The 15,370-nt window shown below is 35.1% G+C and carries 14 protein-coding genes and 2 tRNA genes; 5 read left to right on the top strand and 11 right to left on the bottom strand.

Annotated features, from left to right (window positions below):
* Positions 1–4: 4 nt before the first annotated feature.
* Positions 5–781, bottom strand: a complete 777-nt coding sequence (locus tag LUA90_RS12960) for a phosphatase PAP2 family protein (RefSeq protein WP_231464357.1) — start codon at positions 779–781, stop codon at positions 5–7.
* A gap of 94 nt (positions 782–875) precedes the next feature.
* Between LUA90_RS12960 and LUA90_RS12955 the strand changes: the two genes are divergently transcribed.
* Positions 876–1,376: a GNAT family N-acetyltransferase gene (locus LUA90_RS12955; RefSeq protein WP_231491206.1), complete on the top strand. Its 501-nt coding sequence runs from the start codon at positions 876–878 to the stop codon at positions 1,374–1,376.
* Between the two features lie 147 nt (positions 1,377–1,523).
* Complete coding sequence (locus tag LUA90_RS12950) at positions 1,524–4,109, top strand: PAS domain-containing protein (protein ID WP_231491205.1); 2,586 nt, start codon at positions 1,524–1,526, stop codon at positions 4,107–4,109.
* 53 nt (positions 4,110–4,162) lie between these two features.
* Here the strand turns inward: LUA90_RS12950 and LUA90_RS12945 are convergent, their stop codons facing one another.
* Positions 4,163–4,693 carry a DinB family protein gene (locus LUA90_RS12945; protein ID WP_231491204.1) on the bottom strand — a complete coding sequence of 177 codons (531 nt, stop codon included), beginning with the start codon at positions 4,691–4,693 and terminating at the stop codon, positions 4,163–4,165.
* 87 nt (positions 4,694–4,780) lie between these two features.
* Positions 4,781–6,253 carry a PLP-dependent aminotransferase family protein gene (locus tag LUA90_RS12940; RefSeq protein WP_231491203.1) on the bottom strand — a complete coding sequence of 491 codons (1,473 nt, stop codon included), beginning with the start codon at positions 6,251–6,253 and terminating at the stop codon, positions 4,781–4,783.
* A 64-nt stretch (positions 6,254–6,317) separates the two neighbouring features.
* On the opposite strand from LUA90_RS12940, the gene LUA90_RS12935 reads away from it, so the two are divergent.
* Positions 6,318–8,186: a TonB-dependent siderophore receptor gene (locus LUA90_RS12935; RefSeq protein ID WP_231464366.1), complete on the top strand. Its 1,869-nt coding sequence runs from the start codon at positions 6,318–6,320 to the stop codon at positions 8,184–8,186.
* Between the two features lie 66 nt (positions 8,187–8,252).
* Here LUA90_RS12935 and LUA90_RS12930 read toward each other — a convergent pair whose 3' ends face one another.
* Genes LUA90_RS12930 through LUA90_RS12920 form a run of 3 tightly spaced genes read right to left on the bottom strand, consistent with a single transcriptional unit; the run spans position 8,253 to position 10,813 of the window.
* Positions 8,253–9,119 (bottom strand): hypothetical protein, encoded by an 867-nt coding sequence (locus LUA90_RS12930; RefSeq protein ID WP_231464368.1) that lies wholly within the window; start codon positions 9,117–9,119, stop codon positions 8,253–8,255.
* Positions 9,120–9,129: 10 nt separating this feature from the next.
* Positions 9,130–9,987 carry a hypothetical protein gene (locus tag LUA90_RS12925; RefSeq protein WP_231464370.1) on the bottom strand — a complete coding sequence of 286 codons (858 nt, stop codon included), beginning with the start codon at positions 9,985–9,987 and terminating at the stop codon, positions 9,130–9,132.
* 1 nt (position 9,988) lies between these two features.
* Positions 9,989–10,813 (bottom strand): hypothetical protein, encoded by an 825-nt coding sequence (locus tag LUA90_RS12920; protein WP_231464372.1) that lies wholly within the window; start codon positions 10,811–10,813, stop codon positions 9,989–9,991.
* 441 nt (positions 10,814–11,254) lie between these two features.
* On the opposite strand from LUA90_RS12920, the gene LUA90_RS12915 reads away from it, so the two are divergent.
* Positions 11,255–12,040, top strand: coding sequence for a GDSL-type esterase/lipase family protein (locus LUA90_RS12915; protein WP_231464374.1), 786 nt, complete (start codon positions 11,255–11,257; stop codon positions 12,038–12,040).
* Between the two features lie 47 nt (positions 12,041–12,087).
* Here the strand turns inward: LUA90_RS12915 and LUA90_RS12910 are convergent.
* Positions 12,088–12,161, bottom strand: a tRNA-Asn gene (locus LUA90_RS12910).
* Positions 12,162–12,245: 84 nt separating this feature from the next.
* A tRNA-Asn gene (locus LUA90_RS12905) sits at positions 12,246–12,319 on the bottom strand.
* Between the two features lie 145 nt (positions 12,320–12,464).
* Here LUA90_RS12905 and LUA90_RS12900 point away from each other — a divergent pair.
* Positions 12,465–13,385, top strand: coding sequence for a PfkB family carbohydrate kinase (locus LUA90_RS12900; RefSeq protein ID WP_231464376.1), 921 nt, complete (start codon positions 12,465–12,467; stop codon positions 13,383–13,385).
* Between the two features lie 140 nt (positions 13,386–13,525).
* Here the strand turns inward: LUA90_RS12900 and LUA90_RS12895 are convergent, their stop codons facing one another.
* The 3 genes from LUA90_RS12895 to LUA90_RS12885 form a co-directional block, all read right to left on the bottom strand.
* Complete coding sequence (locus LUA90_RS12895; RefSeq protein WP_231464377.1) at positions 13,526–13,759, bottom strand: cytochrome b5 domain-containing protein; 234 nt, start codon at positions 13,757–13,759, stop codon at positions 13,526–13,528.
* Positions 13,760–14,043: 284 nt separating this feature from the next.
* Positions 14,044–14,736, bottom strand: coding sequence for a lycopene cyclase domain-containing protein (locus LUA90_RS12890; protein WP_231464379.1), 693 nt, complete (start codon positions 14,734–14,736; stop codon positions 14,044–14,046).
* Entirely contained in the window at positions 14,736–15,266 is a 531-nt protein-coding gene (locus LUA90_RS12885) for a hypothetical protein (protein WP_231464381.1), read from the bottom strand. Before LUA90_RS12885 ends, LUA90_RS12890 begins: the two co-directional genes overlap by 1 nt.
* Between the last annotated feature and the right edge of the window lie 104 nt (positions 15,267–15,370).

The following is a 15,370-nucleotide window of genomic DNA, read 5'->3' as shown; positions in this document are numbered from 1 at the left end:
AATTTTAAAATCTTTTAACTAATGCAAAACCTTTAATCCCACTACCATACATTGGCAATATGGCTAAATTTTTATCTCCCTTTGCAGAAAAAACATGCTTAATGTATGGGTAAACCAAATAAGATATTTTAGTGGCTGCAATGCCAAAACCTGCACCCCCTACTACATCGCTAAACCAATGTTTATTGTTATACATTCTTAAGGTTCCGGTGGCTGCAGCTACAAAATAACCTGCATAACTAATCCATGGGTTTTTATTTTTATACTCCTGATGTAGAAACTCTGCTGCCATAAATGCAGAAGCTGTATGTCCGGAAGGGAAGGAATTATTTCCGTTATCATTTGGCCGCATTCTGCCAACACCTTGTTTTACAAAATGTGTTGATACACCCATAATTGCCGCAGAAGTTAGGTACAACATAGAAGCATCGAAAAGATTATGCTCACCTTTTACGCCCGATAAATTTAGTGCATAAACAGAAAGCATTGGCGCAAACTGCAAATAATCATCTACATGAGCTGCAAATAATGGATGGTCTTCCTGAAGTTCACCTTTGGTACTTACATCAAGCTGTTTTAACGCACCATTATCATAAACCGCAGCAAAACCATAGCCTATAAGCACTGCAGGAGCAATAAAAGAAACTGCCTTAAATTTTTGTTTAGGTACGATATCAGAACTGCTCCATTTACTTGTAACAGTATCGGGACTAAAATTCTGCGAAAATATGGCTAAAGGAATTAAAAATAAACTTAAAAATGCCGAGGCAATCTTTTTCATATACGGATGATTTTATTCAAAACTATAATTCAAATTTGAAGTAATTCTGAAGTTTCATTGGCAGTAAAAAAATCCATTCTTATATCTTTGCTATATGGAGATAAGGTTAGCACGCAAAGAAGATGTTTCTGCAATTATGCAATTGGTAAAAAAAGTTGTTCCGCTTATGCGAGCCACAGGTAATTTCCAATGGGATGATGACTATCCAAACCCAGCCGTTTTCGAAGCAGACATTGAAATTGGACAGCTTTGGGTTGCTGTTTTAGATGAAAAGATTGCTGGCGTTTCAGCTATAACAACAGACCAAGACCCCGAATATGCAGATGCGGGTTGGGATATTACAGAGCAAGCTATTGTTACCCATAGATTGGCGGTTAACCCGGATATTCATGGAAAAGGTATTGCGAAAGCCTTAATGCAACAAGCAGAAATAGTTGCCAATACAAAAAATATAAAAATTCTTCGGGTAGATACCAATAACCAAAACCAAGCTACAAACACTTTATTTCCGAAATTAGGCTATAGTTTTAGTGGTGAAATTAGTCTGGCTAAAAGACCGGGATTAAGATTTTTTTGCTATCAGAAATTATTATAGCGATTGATGTTTTGAGGTAAATTTGCCAACCAAAAACATTGCCTTCTATGTAACGCTTAACTATTCCCAAAACGGCTAAGCTAGAATATTGATAATACAAAAAACAAAAAGCCTTTTAAATATATTTGTTAGTATTATCGATGGTTTATGTCAGCTGAAAACAGATTATCTAATGAGGATATTCAAAATATTCTATTTCATTCAAAGTATGCGACGGCCATATACACCGGAAGCTCGATTGTAATCGAATTTGCAAATCAGGCAATGTTAAATCTGTGGGGAAAAGATAAAAGTATTATCGGTTTAACATTAGATGAAGCTGTACCAGAACTGAAAGGACAACCCTTTAGTACCATGTTAAAAGATGTGTGGGAAACCGGTAAAACGATTATACATCGAGATATGCCTGCAGAACTTCGCATTGCAGAAAAACTCCAGTTATTTTATTTTGATTTTGAATATAAACCATTATTTGATAATACGGGTAAAATTTATGGCATATTACATACCGCAATCGAAGTAAGTGAAAGATTAATAGCGGAGCAGTTAGTTTACGAAAAATCTGTACGTGAACAAGAACTTACCAATGAGCTAATTGCAATTAATGAAGAATACCAATCAACTAATGAGGAGCTTAATAAACTAAACGAACGTTTTAATTCTGATAACAAAATATTAACCAGCTCCAATCAAGAACTTTCGATATCAAATTTTGAACTTGCAACAGAAAACCAACAGCTTGGTTATTCTAATACAAACCTTCTTGGAGAAAATATCCGTTTGGATACAAGCGAGAAAAAAGCGCTGGCTTTATTAAAAGATGCCCCTGTAGCAATTGCCCTAATCAAAGGGGAAGATATGGTTCTGGAAAGTGTAAATAATAAAATGTTGGCTTTGCTAGGTAAAGAGGATTCAATTATTGGAAAACCGATAATGGAAGCCATACCAGAACTTAAAAAGCAAGTTCTACCACAATTATTAAAGGAATTTTTTGAGGAGCGGGTGAGCAAGCATATCCCTGAAATAAAAATATTTTTTGAGCGTGCAGGCCAGATGGTTCAGGGTTATTATGAAATGGCTTACCATCCCTTAGAAAATGAAGAAAATGCTACTTCAATGATGCTGGTACTACACGATATTACAGAGCAGGTTAAGGCTAATACAATTATAGAAGAAAGTGAAAGAAAAATAAAGACCTTAGTTGAGCAGGCTGCAGTTGCCATTATTGTTTTTAAGGGAAATGATTTAACCATTGATGCGGTAAATCCTAAAATGTTGGAGCTCTTAGATAAAAAGGCTGAAATTGCAGGAAAACCTTTGTTGGAAGCTATTCCTGAATTAGCAGGACAACCACCCTACGAGCTATTAAGGCAAGTTTATACCACCGGGAAAACGCTGACAGGGAACGAAACCGCCCTACAACTTAAACGCAATGGCAAAATACAAACAGGTTTTTACAATTTTACCTACACTCCATTGATAGAAAATGGTAAAATAACAGGGATTATTGATATTGCAGTAGATGTTACCGAGCAGGTAATGGCCGCCAAGCTAGTTAGAAAATTGAATGATGAACTTGCTACTGCAAACGAAGAGCTGTCGGTAACGAATAAACAGATAATTACAACCAATCAGATGCTTACTGATATAAATGAAGACCTCATTTTATCGCGGAAGCAGCTAGAACAATCTGAACAAATACTTAGAATGGCGATTGAGGCTGCAAATTTTGGCAGTTGGAGCATAGATGTCCATTCACGAGTGCTTATTTCTTCCGCTCGATTTAAGGAACTGTTTGGATTTCATCCGCAGGATAAGGTTACGCTAGCCGATTGTTTACATCAGATTACGGATGATTTTAAACCAGCTGCAGAAAGTGCAATAAAAAGTGCCCTAACTCATCCTGAAGAATTTGATTTATCATTCACTATAAGAACATTTAACGACCAAAAGATAAGGTGGCTACGTACTGTAGGTAATTTAACTGAAGGTGCGAATACAGAAAGTTCATCTTTTACTGGTATTATTATGGATATTACCGAGCAGAAAAAAGACGAACAGCGAAAAAATGATTTTATTGGCATGGTAAGCCACGAGTTGAAAACGCCATTAACATCATTAGGCGCATATATACAACTTCTTCAAAAAATAAATATTAATAATACAGAGAGCCATACCATAAATGCTTTGGATAAAGCCGGGCAGCAGATAAAAAAAATGAATACCATGATTAATGGTTTCCTAAATTTATCTCGTTTAGAATCTGGAAAAATCCATTTAGAAAAGAATGAATTTGAATTGAATTTATTGGTTGAGGAAATAATATCTGAACTTTTATTAACTTCTTCAAACTATAACATTGCGTTGCAAACATCTGTTTCTGTAAAAGTGAAGGCAGATAGAGATAAAATAGGCAATGTAATTACAAACCTCCTTTCAAATGCAATAAAGTACTCTCCGAATAACAAAAATATTGAGGTTTTTTGCAATATAAATAACAATAACGCAGAAGTTTTGGTAAAGGATTATGGTATGGGCATTAAGCCAGAAAACTTACCAAATCTTTTCGACCGCTTTTACTGGGTAGAAGGCAAACAAACCAGTACAATTTCGGGATTTGGAATTGGATTATATTTAAGTGCCGAAATTATTCAAAGGCATGGTGGAAAAATATGGGCAAATAGCGTAGTTGGAAAGGGCTCTAATGTTGGTTTCAGTTTGCCACTCCAATAAAAGGGCATCCTTGGTTATGAATGCCCTTTTTATTTAAAATCTTGATAAATTTATTAAAATAATTTTTCTTGTGGAGGTGTTGCACGAGCCAATCTAATGTAAACTGTAGCTTGTCCTCTATGGTGAGTTTGGTGCTCAAAGGCTTTATCTAATGCTTGTTTTTTGGTTAAATCAAATCTTCCAAAAAGCTTAATCATTTCGCTCATTTGGGCAGCAGTTAATTTTTTAGCACTGGCTATTACAAAATCATAGCTTGCCAGTACATCTTTGGTTACCGTTGCTTTCGATTTATCTGTTCCTTTTTCTAAAGCTCCCATTGCCACCGGGCTTTTTTCTCCAGTTGCCGTTGAAGCAAAAGCATAATTCGCATCAGCTAAGTGAAGAAACTGCTCTGCAAAAGAACGCATTTGAGGTGTTGGTTTTAAGCTGTAAGAAGCTTCTGGCATTGCATCTAAATATTCTTTTGTGTAAGCTTTTGCTCTTTCCCAATCTTTTACAACATCTTCTGCTGCAGATTGTGCATTTGCAGCGCCCACTGTTAACACGAACAGTGCAAGCACGCTAATTTGTTTTAGTATTTTCATTTTGTTGTTTTTAATAAACTCCAAAAATCTGGCGTTTAATCAAAGATAAGTATTAATACGCTCTTCAGAAAGACAAAGAATCTGTTATTATAACATAACCTTTTGCAGCGATTTACTTAAAATTTCTACCACCAATTGCATTTCAGCTTTATTTAAATGACCAAAACCTAAACGCATGCCGCGAAGGTTTTTGCTTTGATACAGAATGGTTTTGGGTAGAAATAAACCTTCTGAAGCGCAAAAATTTTTAAATTTAATCAGGCTGAAGTCATCCAGCCATTCTACCCAAATGGCTAAGCCTCGGGCAGGAATTGCGAATTTTATTTTGCCTCTAAGTTCTTCTTTCAATAAATTAACAAAGTCATCTCTGCGCTCCTTGTATATTTTTTTGTTTTTTTTCGCAAGGCGATGAACTTCTCCATCTTGTATAAAATGCGTTAAAACCTGTTCTTTAATCACATCAATTCCAGGCTCCAAAATTCTTTGATGCTTTTCCAGTTCTGTAATAAATTCGGTTGGTGCAGTAATAAAACCATAGCCAAAACCAGATGGCAGGCTTCTGGCAAAAGAGCCAATATATACCACATTTGCGTTTGGATTAAATGCAGATAAAGGCAATACCGGATTATTATCGTAATGAAAATCAAAGTCATAGTCATCCTCAATAATTACGAAACTATAAAATTTAGCCAATTCTAAAATTTCAAGTCTTCGCTTTGCGCTTAAACAATTTGATGTTGGATAATGGTAGTTTGATGTTAGGTATAACGCCCTGATGTTGTTTTCTTCACAAACTTTCTTAAGATGTTTGGTGCTTAGCCCTTCATCATCAACCGGTATGGTTATAATGTTTGCACCAAAATCTAATAAAGTCATGTTTGAGCCGTAGTAACCTGGCGAACCAATAATAACGTTATCACCTTCGGATATTAAAAGTTTGCTAACCAAATACAAGCTTACTTCGTGGCTGCTTGTGGTAAGTATGTTCGAAGTCGAAATTCTTAAACCTCGGGTAACATTTAAAAAATTTGCAAAGTGATTTTTAAATTCATCATGAGATATAGATTGAAGCTGCTTCCAATCGGTTGCACTTTTTTTCTTCTTTAATTTTGACACATACAGCCTTGCCAAAACATCTGTTTGCATTAACCTTAAATCTGGTAATCCATCATTTAGCTGGTAAGGCAAATTACTTGTTTCTATTGGGTCTTCTAAAATCAGTGACCGTTTAAAATCAAAGTTAGATTCTGTATTCGCGTTTTGATGCGGTTTTAAATCATTTTTTTGCTTCTGGTTCGATAAAATAAATGTGCCCTTATTTGGAGAAATCTCTATAAAACCTTGTAATTGTAAGTCGGTAAAGGCTTTAATCAAGGTATTTCGGTTAATACCTAAAAGTTTGCAAAGTATACGAGTCCCCGGCAATTTGGTGCCCTCGGGCAATAAACCGGTTTGTATCGCCTTAATAAACTCGAAAACAATTTGTAGATACACTGCAATATCATCATTCGGCTTAAGCTGAATAAAACTTTTGAAAGGAATTTGAACCGGACTATCCATTTTATTAAAACTGGTATACTTTAATGGTACGGCAAGATACTACTTTTGCAAAAACATTTAGAAAATGAAGCAACTATACTTAACTTTCCTTTTTACCATTTTAGCCATCAACTTATTTGCTCAAAGCAAAAAGGACAGTATAATAAATATGAACGATGTTGTGATCAATGAAAATCGTTTCAATACGCCAATATCAAAACAAAACCGAAACGTTTACATAATCGACAATGCAACTATTGCCAAACTACCGGCCAGAACCATTCAGGAGGTGTTACAATATGCCAACGGAATAGATATCAGGCAAAGAGGTGCTTTTGGCGGGCAAGCGGATATTAGTATTGATGGAGGGAGTTTTGAGCAAACTGTGTTGCTTTTAAACGGAACGAAGATTATTGATATGCAAACCGCACACAACATGCTTAACCTGCCTATACCGGTAGAGGCTATTGAGCGTATAGAAATTATTCGTGGTCCTGCTGCGAGAATTTATGGCATTAACAGTTTAACCGGTGCAATCAATATCATCACCAAAAAACCTGCAACTTCTGGCGTTTTATTTTCTACTTACGCAGGCTCCAATTTCGAGAAGAATACAGAAGGAAACGGCAAAACTTTTGTTGGTGGAGGTGTACAGGTTGGCGGGATGCTAAGCAAAGAGAAACATCAGCACTCGCTTTTTGCTTCGCATGATAAAGGTAATGGCTATCGATTTAATACGGGATTTGAAAACAATAAATTGCTTTATCTAGGAAATTTCCAAATTGATGAATCCAACACCATTGATGCGCTTTTTGGATATGTTAAAAGTGGTTTTGGAGCGAATGGATTTTATGCTAGTCCGGGTGATAAAAATTCTGATGAACAAGTTCAGACTACGTTAGCATCCTTACAATCAAAACATAAGCTTTCAGAAAGATGGACACTAATGCCACGTTTAAGCTATCGATATAATTTTGATGATTATCGTTATTTTGGTCCTACAAACCTAAATTCTGGTCGAAGCAGGCATTTTAGCAATTCATTTTCTGCTGAATTAAATACAACCTATAAAATTTCATCGGGTGAATTTGGTTTTGGGGCAGAAGCCAGAAAGGATGATATCAATTCTACCAGCATTGGCAAGCGTGATAGAGATAATTTAGGCGTTTATGCGCAGTACAGAACTCAATTACTTGAAAAACTAAATGTGAATATCGGTACTTATCTCAACTATAATTCTGATTATAAATGGCAAATTTATCCAGGCTTGGATGCAAGTTACGAAATCTCCACCGGCATTAAATTAGTAACAAACATTGGTACAAGTCAAAGAAATCCATCTTTTACCGATTTATATTTGAACCAACGCCCAGGAAATATTGGCAATGAAAATTTAACTCCAGAAAATGCTTTACAGGCAGAGTTAGGCATAAAAATCGACAAAGGAAATTTTAATTTCAACGCTAACTACTTTTACAGAACTATAGATAAATTTATCGATTGGACACGTACCGTAACAACCGAACCTTGGCAGAGCAATAATATTGGCGATTTACAGACCTCAGGTTTAAACTTCAGAGCAAATTACAATTTTGCTATCGCAGATAAATCAAAAGTTAATATCAATTTAGGTTATTCGTATCTGGATTCAGATTTTAAAAACCTTAATTCGCAACTGGCATATAAATATTTAATATCTTCCTTAAAACACCAGGTTACAAACACAGTTGATTTTCGCTATGTAAATTTCGCTGTTTTGTTGGCTACAAGATTTAATCAAAGAATGGCCGGACCATCTTATTGGATAAACGATATTCGGTTAAGCCAGTCGATTAAAAAATTTACCGTTTTCTTAGATGCTCAGAATATATTTGATACCACATATACTGAAATTGGTGCAATTCCACTTCCATCAAGGTGGTTGAGCTTGGGCGTAAAATTTGTAAGCTTCTAAAAAGAAAAGGCGCAATTAAATATTTGCGCCTATCTTACTTCTCACAAAAAACAGTGCTCGCTATTATTATTGATTGATATAAGTAATTCTGAAAGATTTCCTTAAATCTCCAACTATTGATGTTATTCCAGCCGTAGAAGTGTGGTTAACATTTCCTCCAATTATGGGTTTGGTAATTACAATTCTAAATTTGTCTCCGGCATCCAGTTTTATAATATCAAACGGAATCGTAATCGTTTGCACCGTATTGGTCGCCATTTCTTCAAAAGTAGAGTTTATTCCAATTCTATCTGTCCAAACACCCAATTTGTTAATTTGTAATATCGAACATAGGGCCGTTTTACTATTGTTATCATTAATTTTTGGATTATAATTTAAAAATCCTGAAATCTCATAATACCCTGACGTATTTATGGTAAAACTTTCCAGGTTAGCATCTAATGTTACATAAGTTGGATTAGAAATAGCCACACTACCTGCTTCCCAAGGCACTGGCACCAAAAGCCCTGTGTTAAAGCCTGTTAATGCTACACCCGACATTAGAAAATCTGTTGGAGATTTCATAAAAAAATCATCAGGAGAAATTCTTGTTTGTATCTCTAATGTTGAAGAATATGGTTCCCATGCGCTACCGTTCCACATGTAAACATTATTACCCTTCACCGCGTTTAAACCTGTTGTAGTATTGGTATTAAAAACCCATAAACCGCTAACCGGCAGATTAACCGGAGCAGCCAAATTAGTTCTGGTAAGGCTAACCCGGCTCATTAAAAATCCTTTCTTTGCACCATCTGCTAAATTTGAAACATCCATATCTAATAAAGCTGATGATTTTGGCGTTCGTGTTTGTACACCTGTAGATTGCGCCGAAAGGTTTTTTGTTATTAAGCAGAACATAACCATTGGCAGTATCAGCATAAAATTCTTCATCATAAGTTTCATATTAGTCAAGCTTAAATATTCTTATGTTTTTTGAAAAATTTAATCCTCCGGGAACACTTATGGTAGCAGGTGATTGATGATTGCTACCAAATGTTTTACTTATTACCAGTTGGATTACATCATTTTTATCAAGGTGGATAATTGATGGTGGAGAAATTAATGTTCTCGAAAAACCACCTGTATCTTTACCCCAAACTAAGGTGGTTTGCGCCACAGTTACCCAGTTCGTGCCACCATTTGTAGAGCGTTGAATTTTATACAGTAAATTAGTATTTGAGTTTGCATTATTATTTATATGCGGATTGTAATTAATGTAACCAGATATTTCGTATTCACCTGTATTATTAATGGTAAATCGATTATTATTTAAGCTTACATTACCACCATTATTTGTAAGAACATAAATATTATTAAAGGTTACTACAACATCCGAACCCCCATTTATAGCGGTCAGATTTGCACTTGTTAATTCTTGTTCTACTGGTTCCTGACAAAAAAATACCTGAGGCAATAATAATTTCTTTATTGTATTAATGTCGGCAATATCTATCCAACTGCTTCCATTCCAAAAATAATGATGGTCGGCTTCTACATTATTAGGCTTTATGCCTGCAGTATTAGTATTATAAACCATTAAACCTATTGCCGGATTAGGAATGGTTAAAATATCATCTCCTGCTTTAAGGTTAACTTTTGGCACTAAAACGCCACCGTTCTTTAATGAAGAACTGACTTCTAATATAGTGGATGCATGCGGTGTTTTTGTTCCTATTCCCGTACCCTGTGCTTTTAACTCCTGACCATATATGGCAGAAAATATTGAAAAAACATAAATTGGAAAGGATTTTAATTTCTTCATATTATAATGTAAAATCAATTAACCTAACATTTAAAGATTTGGCTACCGGCGTGTTGGTTGTAATACTTATTGTACCTAAACCTTGAGCAGAACCACCGGTTGGATATGGACAAGCCGTTATTACACGGATGAATTCACCATCATTTAACCTGACTGCCATGATAGGAATAATAACTGTTTTAAAATCTGAAACCGAACCTTGACCCCAATTTCCACGTGAGCCCGCAACTGCAACCCAGGGACCAGTTGCGCTCGTTCCTTTCTGAATAATTAAGTTTTGCAAAGCTCTATCATTTGAACCGTTTGGATTATAACTCATAAATGATGAGAGCTCATACAAACCCGTTTTATTTATACGAAAAGCTGTACCTGCAAGGTTAGGTGTAATGATATTGGCAGTATTTAAATCTACAGTTTCGAAGCTAAGCGGTAAAACTTGAGTATCATTGGTAAAAGCAAATGTTTGTGTAACAACAGATTTTGCATAAAAAACCCTGGGTGTGATGAGTTCTTCTACAGCTGTTAATCCTGGTAAAGAAACCCATTCACTACCATTCCAAAAATAATATCTGTTACCATAAACATTATCTGGACTAACGCCAGCTGTTGCAGTATTATAAACGATCAATCCTCTTTCGGGAGTCAAACTTTGATCAAGCCGGCTTTGCAGGGCAATGCCAGGACCTTTAAAACCTTTATTTGTAGAATTTAATTCTAGAATTGCACTTGCAACAGGCGCTTTTGTACCAATACCACTCTGACCGTAAGCACAAAAGAAAAGCGTACCAATAATAAGTGTTAAAGTAATATTTTTAAATTTTTGCATTATCTGTTTTCGCTGATTAACAATCCACAAGCAACCAAATAATTGCAATTTTAAAGCCATTAGTAATCAATCATTTAAACAAAAGGCTATTACAATTGAAGATATTTATGCACACACTTATAAAATCGTCTTTCAGCTAATTTTATGCAATAAAATGTCTATTTGTAATTTTAAAAATACATTTTATATTTATTTTATCACACATAATAATCTAATTAACTTGTAGAAAATCGGGTAATTTATGGAAAAATTTTCCGCAAATATTTGAAATTATTGTATTTATGTGCAACCCAGAATGCTGAGCAATAAAAACATTTATTAGTATTAATTTCTTTTGTTTACACTTGGCTTTTCTATTAATGGTTTACCGGATTGTTGATAAAAGATTATTTAAATGATAGAATTGAAACTATATTCGATTTAGAAAAATTTAAATCAAAAATGACTGAAAAACGATCACGCCGCTCATTTTTACGTTCTACAGCATTGGCTGGTATTGCCGCTGGATTGCCTGCAGGTTTACAGGCTTTAGAAATAAAACCTGAAGAGCAATATTTAGAACCTAAAGGGCTAACAGTTTTGTTCCAGGGAGATTCTATAACAGATGGAAAGCATGGTAGGGATACAGACCCCAATCACATTATGGGGCATGGTTATGCATTTTCTATTGCCAGCCGTTGGGGTGCAGATTTTCCTTCGGCAGATTTAATTTTTTACAACAAAGGTATTAGTGGAAATCGGGTTTCTCAATTAGAAGCCAGATGGGAAACAGATTGCTTAAACTTTAAACCCGATTTGCTTAGCATACTCGTAGGTATTAATGATGTTGCTAAAATGTTATCAGAACCAGTTACCAAACCCGAAGATTTTCAGGCGTTTGAAGATACATATAGAAAAATCATCAGTCAATCCATTGCTCAAAATCCAAACCTAATATTAGTGCTTTGTTTACCGTTTATTGCCGCCGTAGGAAAGGTACAAAAGCGATTAAATGACTACGAAACGCTTGTTGAAAAATTAAGTTCCATAATCAGAAAACTTGCAATAGAATTCAATGCAATATTAGTCGATTTTCAGCTTGCGTTTAAAAATGCTCCAAAATCAGTACCTCCAGCCTATTGGATTTGGGACGGAATCCATCCTACGGTTGCTGGGCATGAGCTAATGACTAGAGTCTGGCTAAAGCAAGTAAGCAAAAAGTTGAAGTATTTGAAAAAATATGCTTAGCAAAAAACCCCACTCGGACGGAGTGGGGTTTAGCTTGATTTATCAAGCTCCCTCTGCTGGGCTCGAACCAGCGACCCTCTGATTAACAGTCAGATGCTCTAACCAGCTGAGCTAAGAAGGAAGATTATTCTGGTTTAAATTTTTTTAGCCAAAATCATTTGACAATTTTATCATAAAAAATCCCCACATTACTGTGAGGATTTTGCTCCCTCTGCTGGGCTCGAACCAGCGACCCTCTGATTAACAGTCAGATGCTCTAACCAGCTGAGCTAAGAAGGAGTGCTGGTTTTTTCCTAAAACTGGGCTTGTTATGCTTTGTAGCTTGCAAACCCTTGTTCGTTTTGGGAATGCAATATTAGGGCTTTTAAATTATTTATGCAATATTTGCAGTGAAAAATTTTTAAAAAAATTCAAATTAAAATATATGAGCCTGATAATCATAGGTACTGTAGCTTTTGATGCTATTGAAACTCCTTTTGGAAAAACAGATAAAATAGTTGGTGGAGCTGCAACCTACGCAAGTTTAGCTGCTTCTTACTTTTACAATAAAGCAAAAATTGTTGCTGTTGTTGGAGATGATTTCCCAAAATCAGACATTGAAACTTTTACCAAACACGGAATTGATACTGAAGGCTTACAAATTAAAGCCGGCGAAAAATCCTTCTTTTGGTCGGGTAAGTACCATAACGATATGAATAGTCGTGATACATTAATTACAGAACTTAATGTATTAGAAAACTTCGACCCAATTATCCCTGAAAGCTACCAGGACTGCGAATATTTGATGTTAGGCAATCTAACGCCACAAGTGCAACAAACCGTTATCAAACGCCTTAAAAATCGCCCAAAACTTATTGTAATGGATACCATGAATTTCTGGATGGACATTATGATGGACGATTTATTGGAAACCATTAAACTAGTGGATGTTTTAACCATTAACGATGCTGAGGCTCGTCAGCTATCTGGAGAATATTCTTTAGTTAAAGCTGCGAAGAAAATTCTGGCAATGGGTCCGAAATATTTAATTATTAAAAAAGGCGAGCATGGAGCCTTGTTGTTCCACGAAGATCAGATTTTTTCTGCACCTGCTTTACCTCTTGCCGAAGTTTTCGATCCAACTGGCGCAGGCGATACATTTGCCGGTGGTTTTATCGGTTATTTGGCAAAAGTTGGAAGCGTTAACTTCAATAACATGAAAAATGCCATTATTTATGGTTCTGCTTTGGCTTCATTCTGTGTAGAAAAATTCGGAACAGAAAAATTGTTAAACCTAACCGATGAAGATGTTTCAGCTAGAATTCAAGAGTTTGTAAACTTAAGCGCATTTTCAATAGAAGCATAAAAGCTTCAATTATTATTTCTGGCCACGGATTAACAGATTTTATTCATCTGTTAATCTGTGGCTTTTCTATTTTCGCCCAATCTTTAAGCCCTGTAATTTAAAGCCACCTAATTAAAAATCTTAGAATATGCGGCTACCTTTTAAATCATTCTGGCAATAGGCGTAAATTTTTCAAAAACGGCTTCTGTGTGTGGTGCATCGGCCAATTCATCAGTTAAATCTTGCCCCGCCCAATGTTCGTAATGCTTACCATTACGCCACAACCGGCTATCCGTTACATCATAAATAATACCCTTGTAGGCAACCCAAATTTCTGGCTTATCTTGCCCATTACGTAAGGCTAATTGAGATTTTGTGTAAGCCGGTAATTCCATTTATATATGTTTTGAAGCGCAAATTTATACAAAAATTAAAGTTTGATCACGTTTTTCGCTTATACGCCTGCCTGTCCGGCAGGCAGGCTTCGCTCGTAAAAAACTCGCTGCGGGGTATCGCTGCAACCGGGGTTAGTTAGTTAAAACAGCATTCCATTTGTTCGGTTGCAAATCGCAAGCCACTGTTCTTAAACCTAATTGAAATGAATGCAGACTTTTCATCGGGAGTAATGTAAAGCAGGACTAAAGAATCAAAGAACCACAGTCTTTTCATTTTCAAAAAATTAATCGATTTTTTTAAGCACTACTTTACTTTTAAAAAACTCGTAAAGAAATACATTCATCAACAAAAGACTCATCAAATAGAAATGATCTTCGAAAGGTATGGTTCCAACACGCATATTTAAAGTTTCATTGTTGTTATAAATTACAACCGGAATAGCCGTTAAAAATCCATTAACAATATAAAACGGAAGTAATGAAACCAGGTAAGCTCGGTAAAATTTGTACATAAACCGAAGTTTTCCATTTACGTACTCAACATAAAAAAGCACCACAAACAAAAAACCGAAGTTAATTACCGTGTACCATTTACTGTAACCAAAAAATAAAATTGCAATACAAACACCTAGAAATAAATTGCTGAGTGCCAAACTATACCGCTGCAAATCATTTTTAGGGAAATAAACATTTAGGCATTCATAAATAAAAATACAGGCATAAGGCACTGTTAAAAAAAATAAAATTTCTTCTAAAGGCAATCCAAAAAATTTAATACCAACAATATAATCAGGATTAAATGACCAAACATTTAGCTTAACAAAAAGTAAATCCCATATTAAAAAAACCACTCCGGTAATTAAAATAGCAGGAATAACAAATTTCCATTTGCTAAAGAAGTGTACTTTCTTATCAAACGAAAGTAAAAGTGGAAATAAGATTACACCAATATTAATCAGCAGATATATAAACTTCATTAAATGTATTTTTTAAAAATCTTTATTTCCGCAGCCGTGCAACGTTTGCTTTCAATCATAAATTTAGCCACGTTTTTTATGAGTTGATCATCAGCCAAACCGAAATTATTGTTTTGATAATGCTTTACAATCTCTTTCCTGTCTTCATCTAAATCTTTACTAAAACCTAAAAAGCCAGGTGTAAAATGCTCGATAGAAAAGCGCATAAATCTAATTTCCATGTTTTCTTTATCCATGTTGATAGCTTTTTGCATAGTTGATAATGAGCGCTTTACAAACTTAATTTTATTGTATGGATTCCATGCATGTTTAGCTTTTAAGGCTTCCAACGTAGCGGTATAACCAGTTAACAATGCATTTTTGTTTGATAATGCATTTAATCTTTTTAAAAGAGAATCTGTAAGACTTGTATTATCTACAGCCTTAACTAAATCAACTTTTAATATAGCTATCTCTTTATTAGATAATTGTGCTTTAGAGATTTGCGCAAACAAAGACAATAGAAAGAGTAAGAAGCCAAATTTATTCATGTGTAAAGCAAAGGTAATAAAAGCTACAAGAGATAATATTAATTAAGGCAAAACCTTTGGCAATTTCGTAAAAAACAAATTGCCTAAAAATTGCTTTATTTACA

The organism is Pedobacter sp. Leaf170 (assembly GCF_920984665.1).
Lineage (GTDB): Bacteria > Bacteroidota > Bacteroidia > Sphingobacteriales > Sphingobacteriaceae > Pedobacter.
Note: the sequence above shows the minus strand (reverse complement) of the source record. Positions and strands in the feature narration are given on the sequence as shown.

What these genes read in the sequence shown, in the direction of transcription:
- LUA90_RS12950 (WP_231491205.1), top strand. Translation starts at nt 1,524, where the DNA reads ATGTCAGCTGAAAACAGATTATCTAATGAGGATATTCAAAATATTCTA.
- LUA90_RS12890 (WP_231464379.1), bottom strand. Translation starts at nt 14,736, where the DNA reads ATGAAGTTTATATATCTGCTGATTAATATTGGTGTAATCTTATTTCCA.
- LUA90_RS12920 (WP_231464372.1), bottom strand. Translation starts at nt 10,813, where the DNA reads ATGCAAAAATTTAAAAATATTACTTTAACACTTATTATTGGTACGCTT.
- LUA90_RS12895 (WP_231464377.1), bottom strand. Translation starts at nt 13,759, where the DNA reads ATGGAATTACCGGCTTACACAAAATCTCAATTAGCCTTACGTAATGGG.
- LUA90_RS12945 (WP_231491204.1), bottom strand. Translation starts at nt 4,693, where the DNA reads ATGAAAATACTAAAACAAATTAGCGTGCTTGCACTGTTCGTGTTAACA.
- LUA90_RS12925 (WP_231464370.1), bottom strand. Translation starts at nt 9,987, where the DNA reads ATGAAGAAATTAAAATCCTTTCCAATTTATGTTTTTTCAATATTTTCT.
- LUA90_RS12915 (WP_231464374.1), top strand. Translation starts at nt 11,255, where the DNA reads ATGACTGAAAAACGATCACGCCGCTCATTTTTACGTTCTACAGCATTG.
- LUA90_RS12930 (WP_231464368.1), bottom strand. Translation starts at nt 9,119, where the DNA reads ATGATGAAGAATTTTATGCTGATACTGCCAATGGTTATGTTCTGCTTA.
- LUA90_RS12940 (WP_231491203.1), bottom strand. Translation starts at nt 6,253, where the DNA reads ATGGATAGTCCGGTTCAAATTCCTTTCAAAAGTTTTATTCAGCTTAAG.
- LUA90_RS12935 (WP_231464366.1), top strand. Translation starts at nt 6,318, where the DNA reads ATGAAGCAACTATACTTAACTTTCCTTTTTACCATTTTAGCCATCAAC.
- LUA90_RS12900 (WP_231464376.1), top strand. Translation starts at nt 12,465, where the DNA reads ATGAGCCTGATAATCATAGGTACTGTAGCTTTTGATGCTATTGAAACT.
- LUA90_RS12885 (WP_231464381.1), bottom strand. Translation starts at nt 15,266, where the DNA reads ATGAATAAATTTGGCTTCTTACTCTTTCTATTGTCTTTGTTTGCGCAA.
- LUA90_RS12960 (WP_231464357.1), bottom strand. Translation starts at nt 781, where the DNA reads ATGAAAAAGATTGCCTCGGCATTTTTAAGTTTATTTTTAATTCCTTTA.
- LUA90_RS12955 (WP_231491206.1), top strand. Translation starts at nt 876, where the DNA reads ATGGAGATAAGGTTAGCACGCAAAGAAGATGTTTCTGCAATTATGCAA.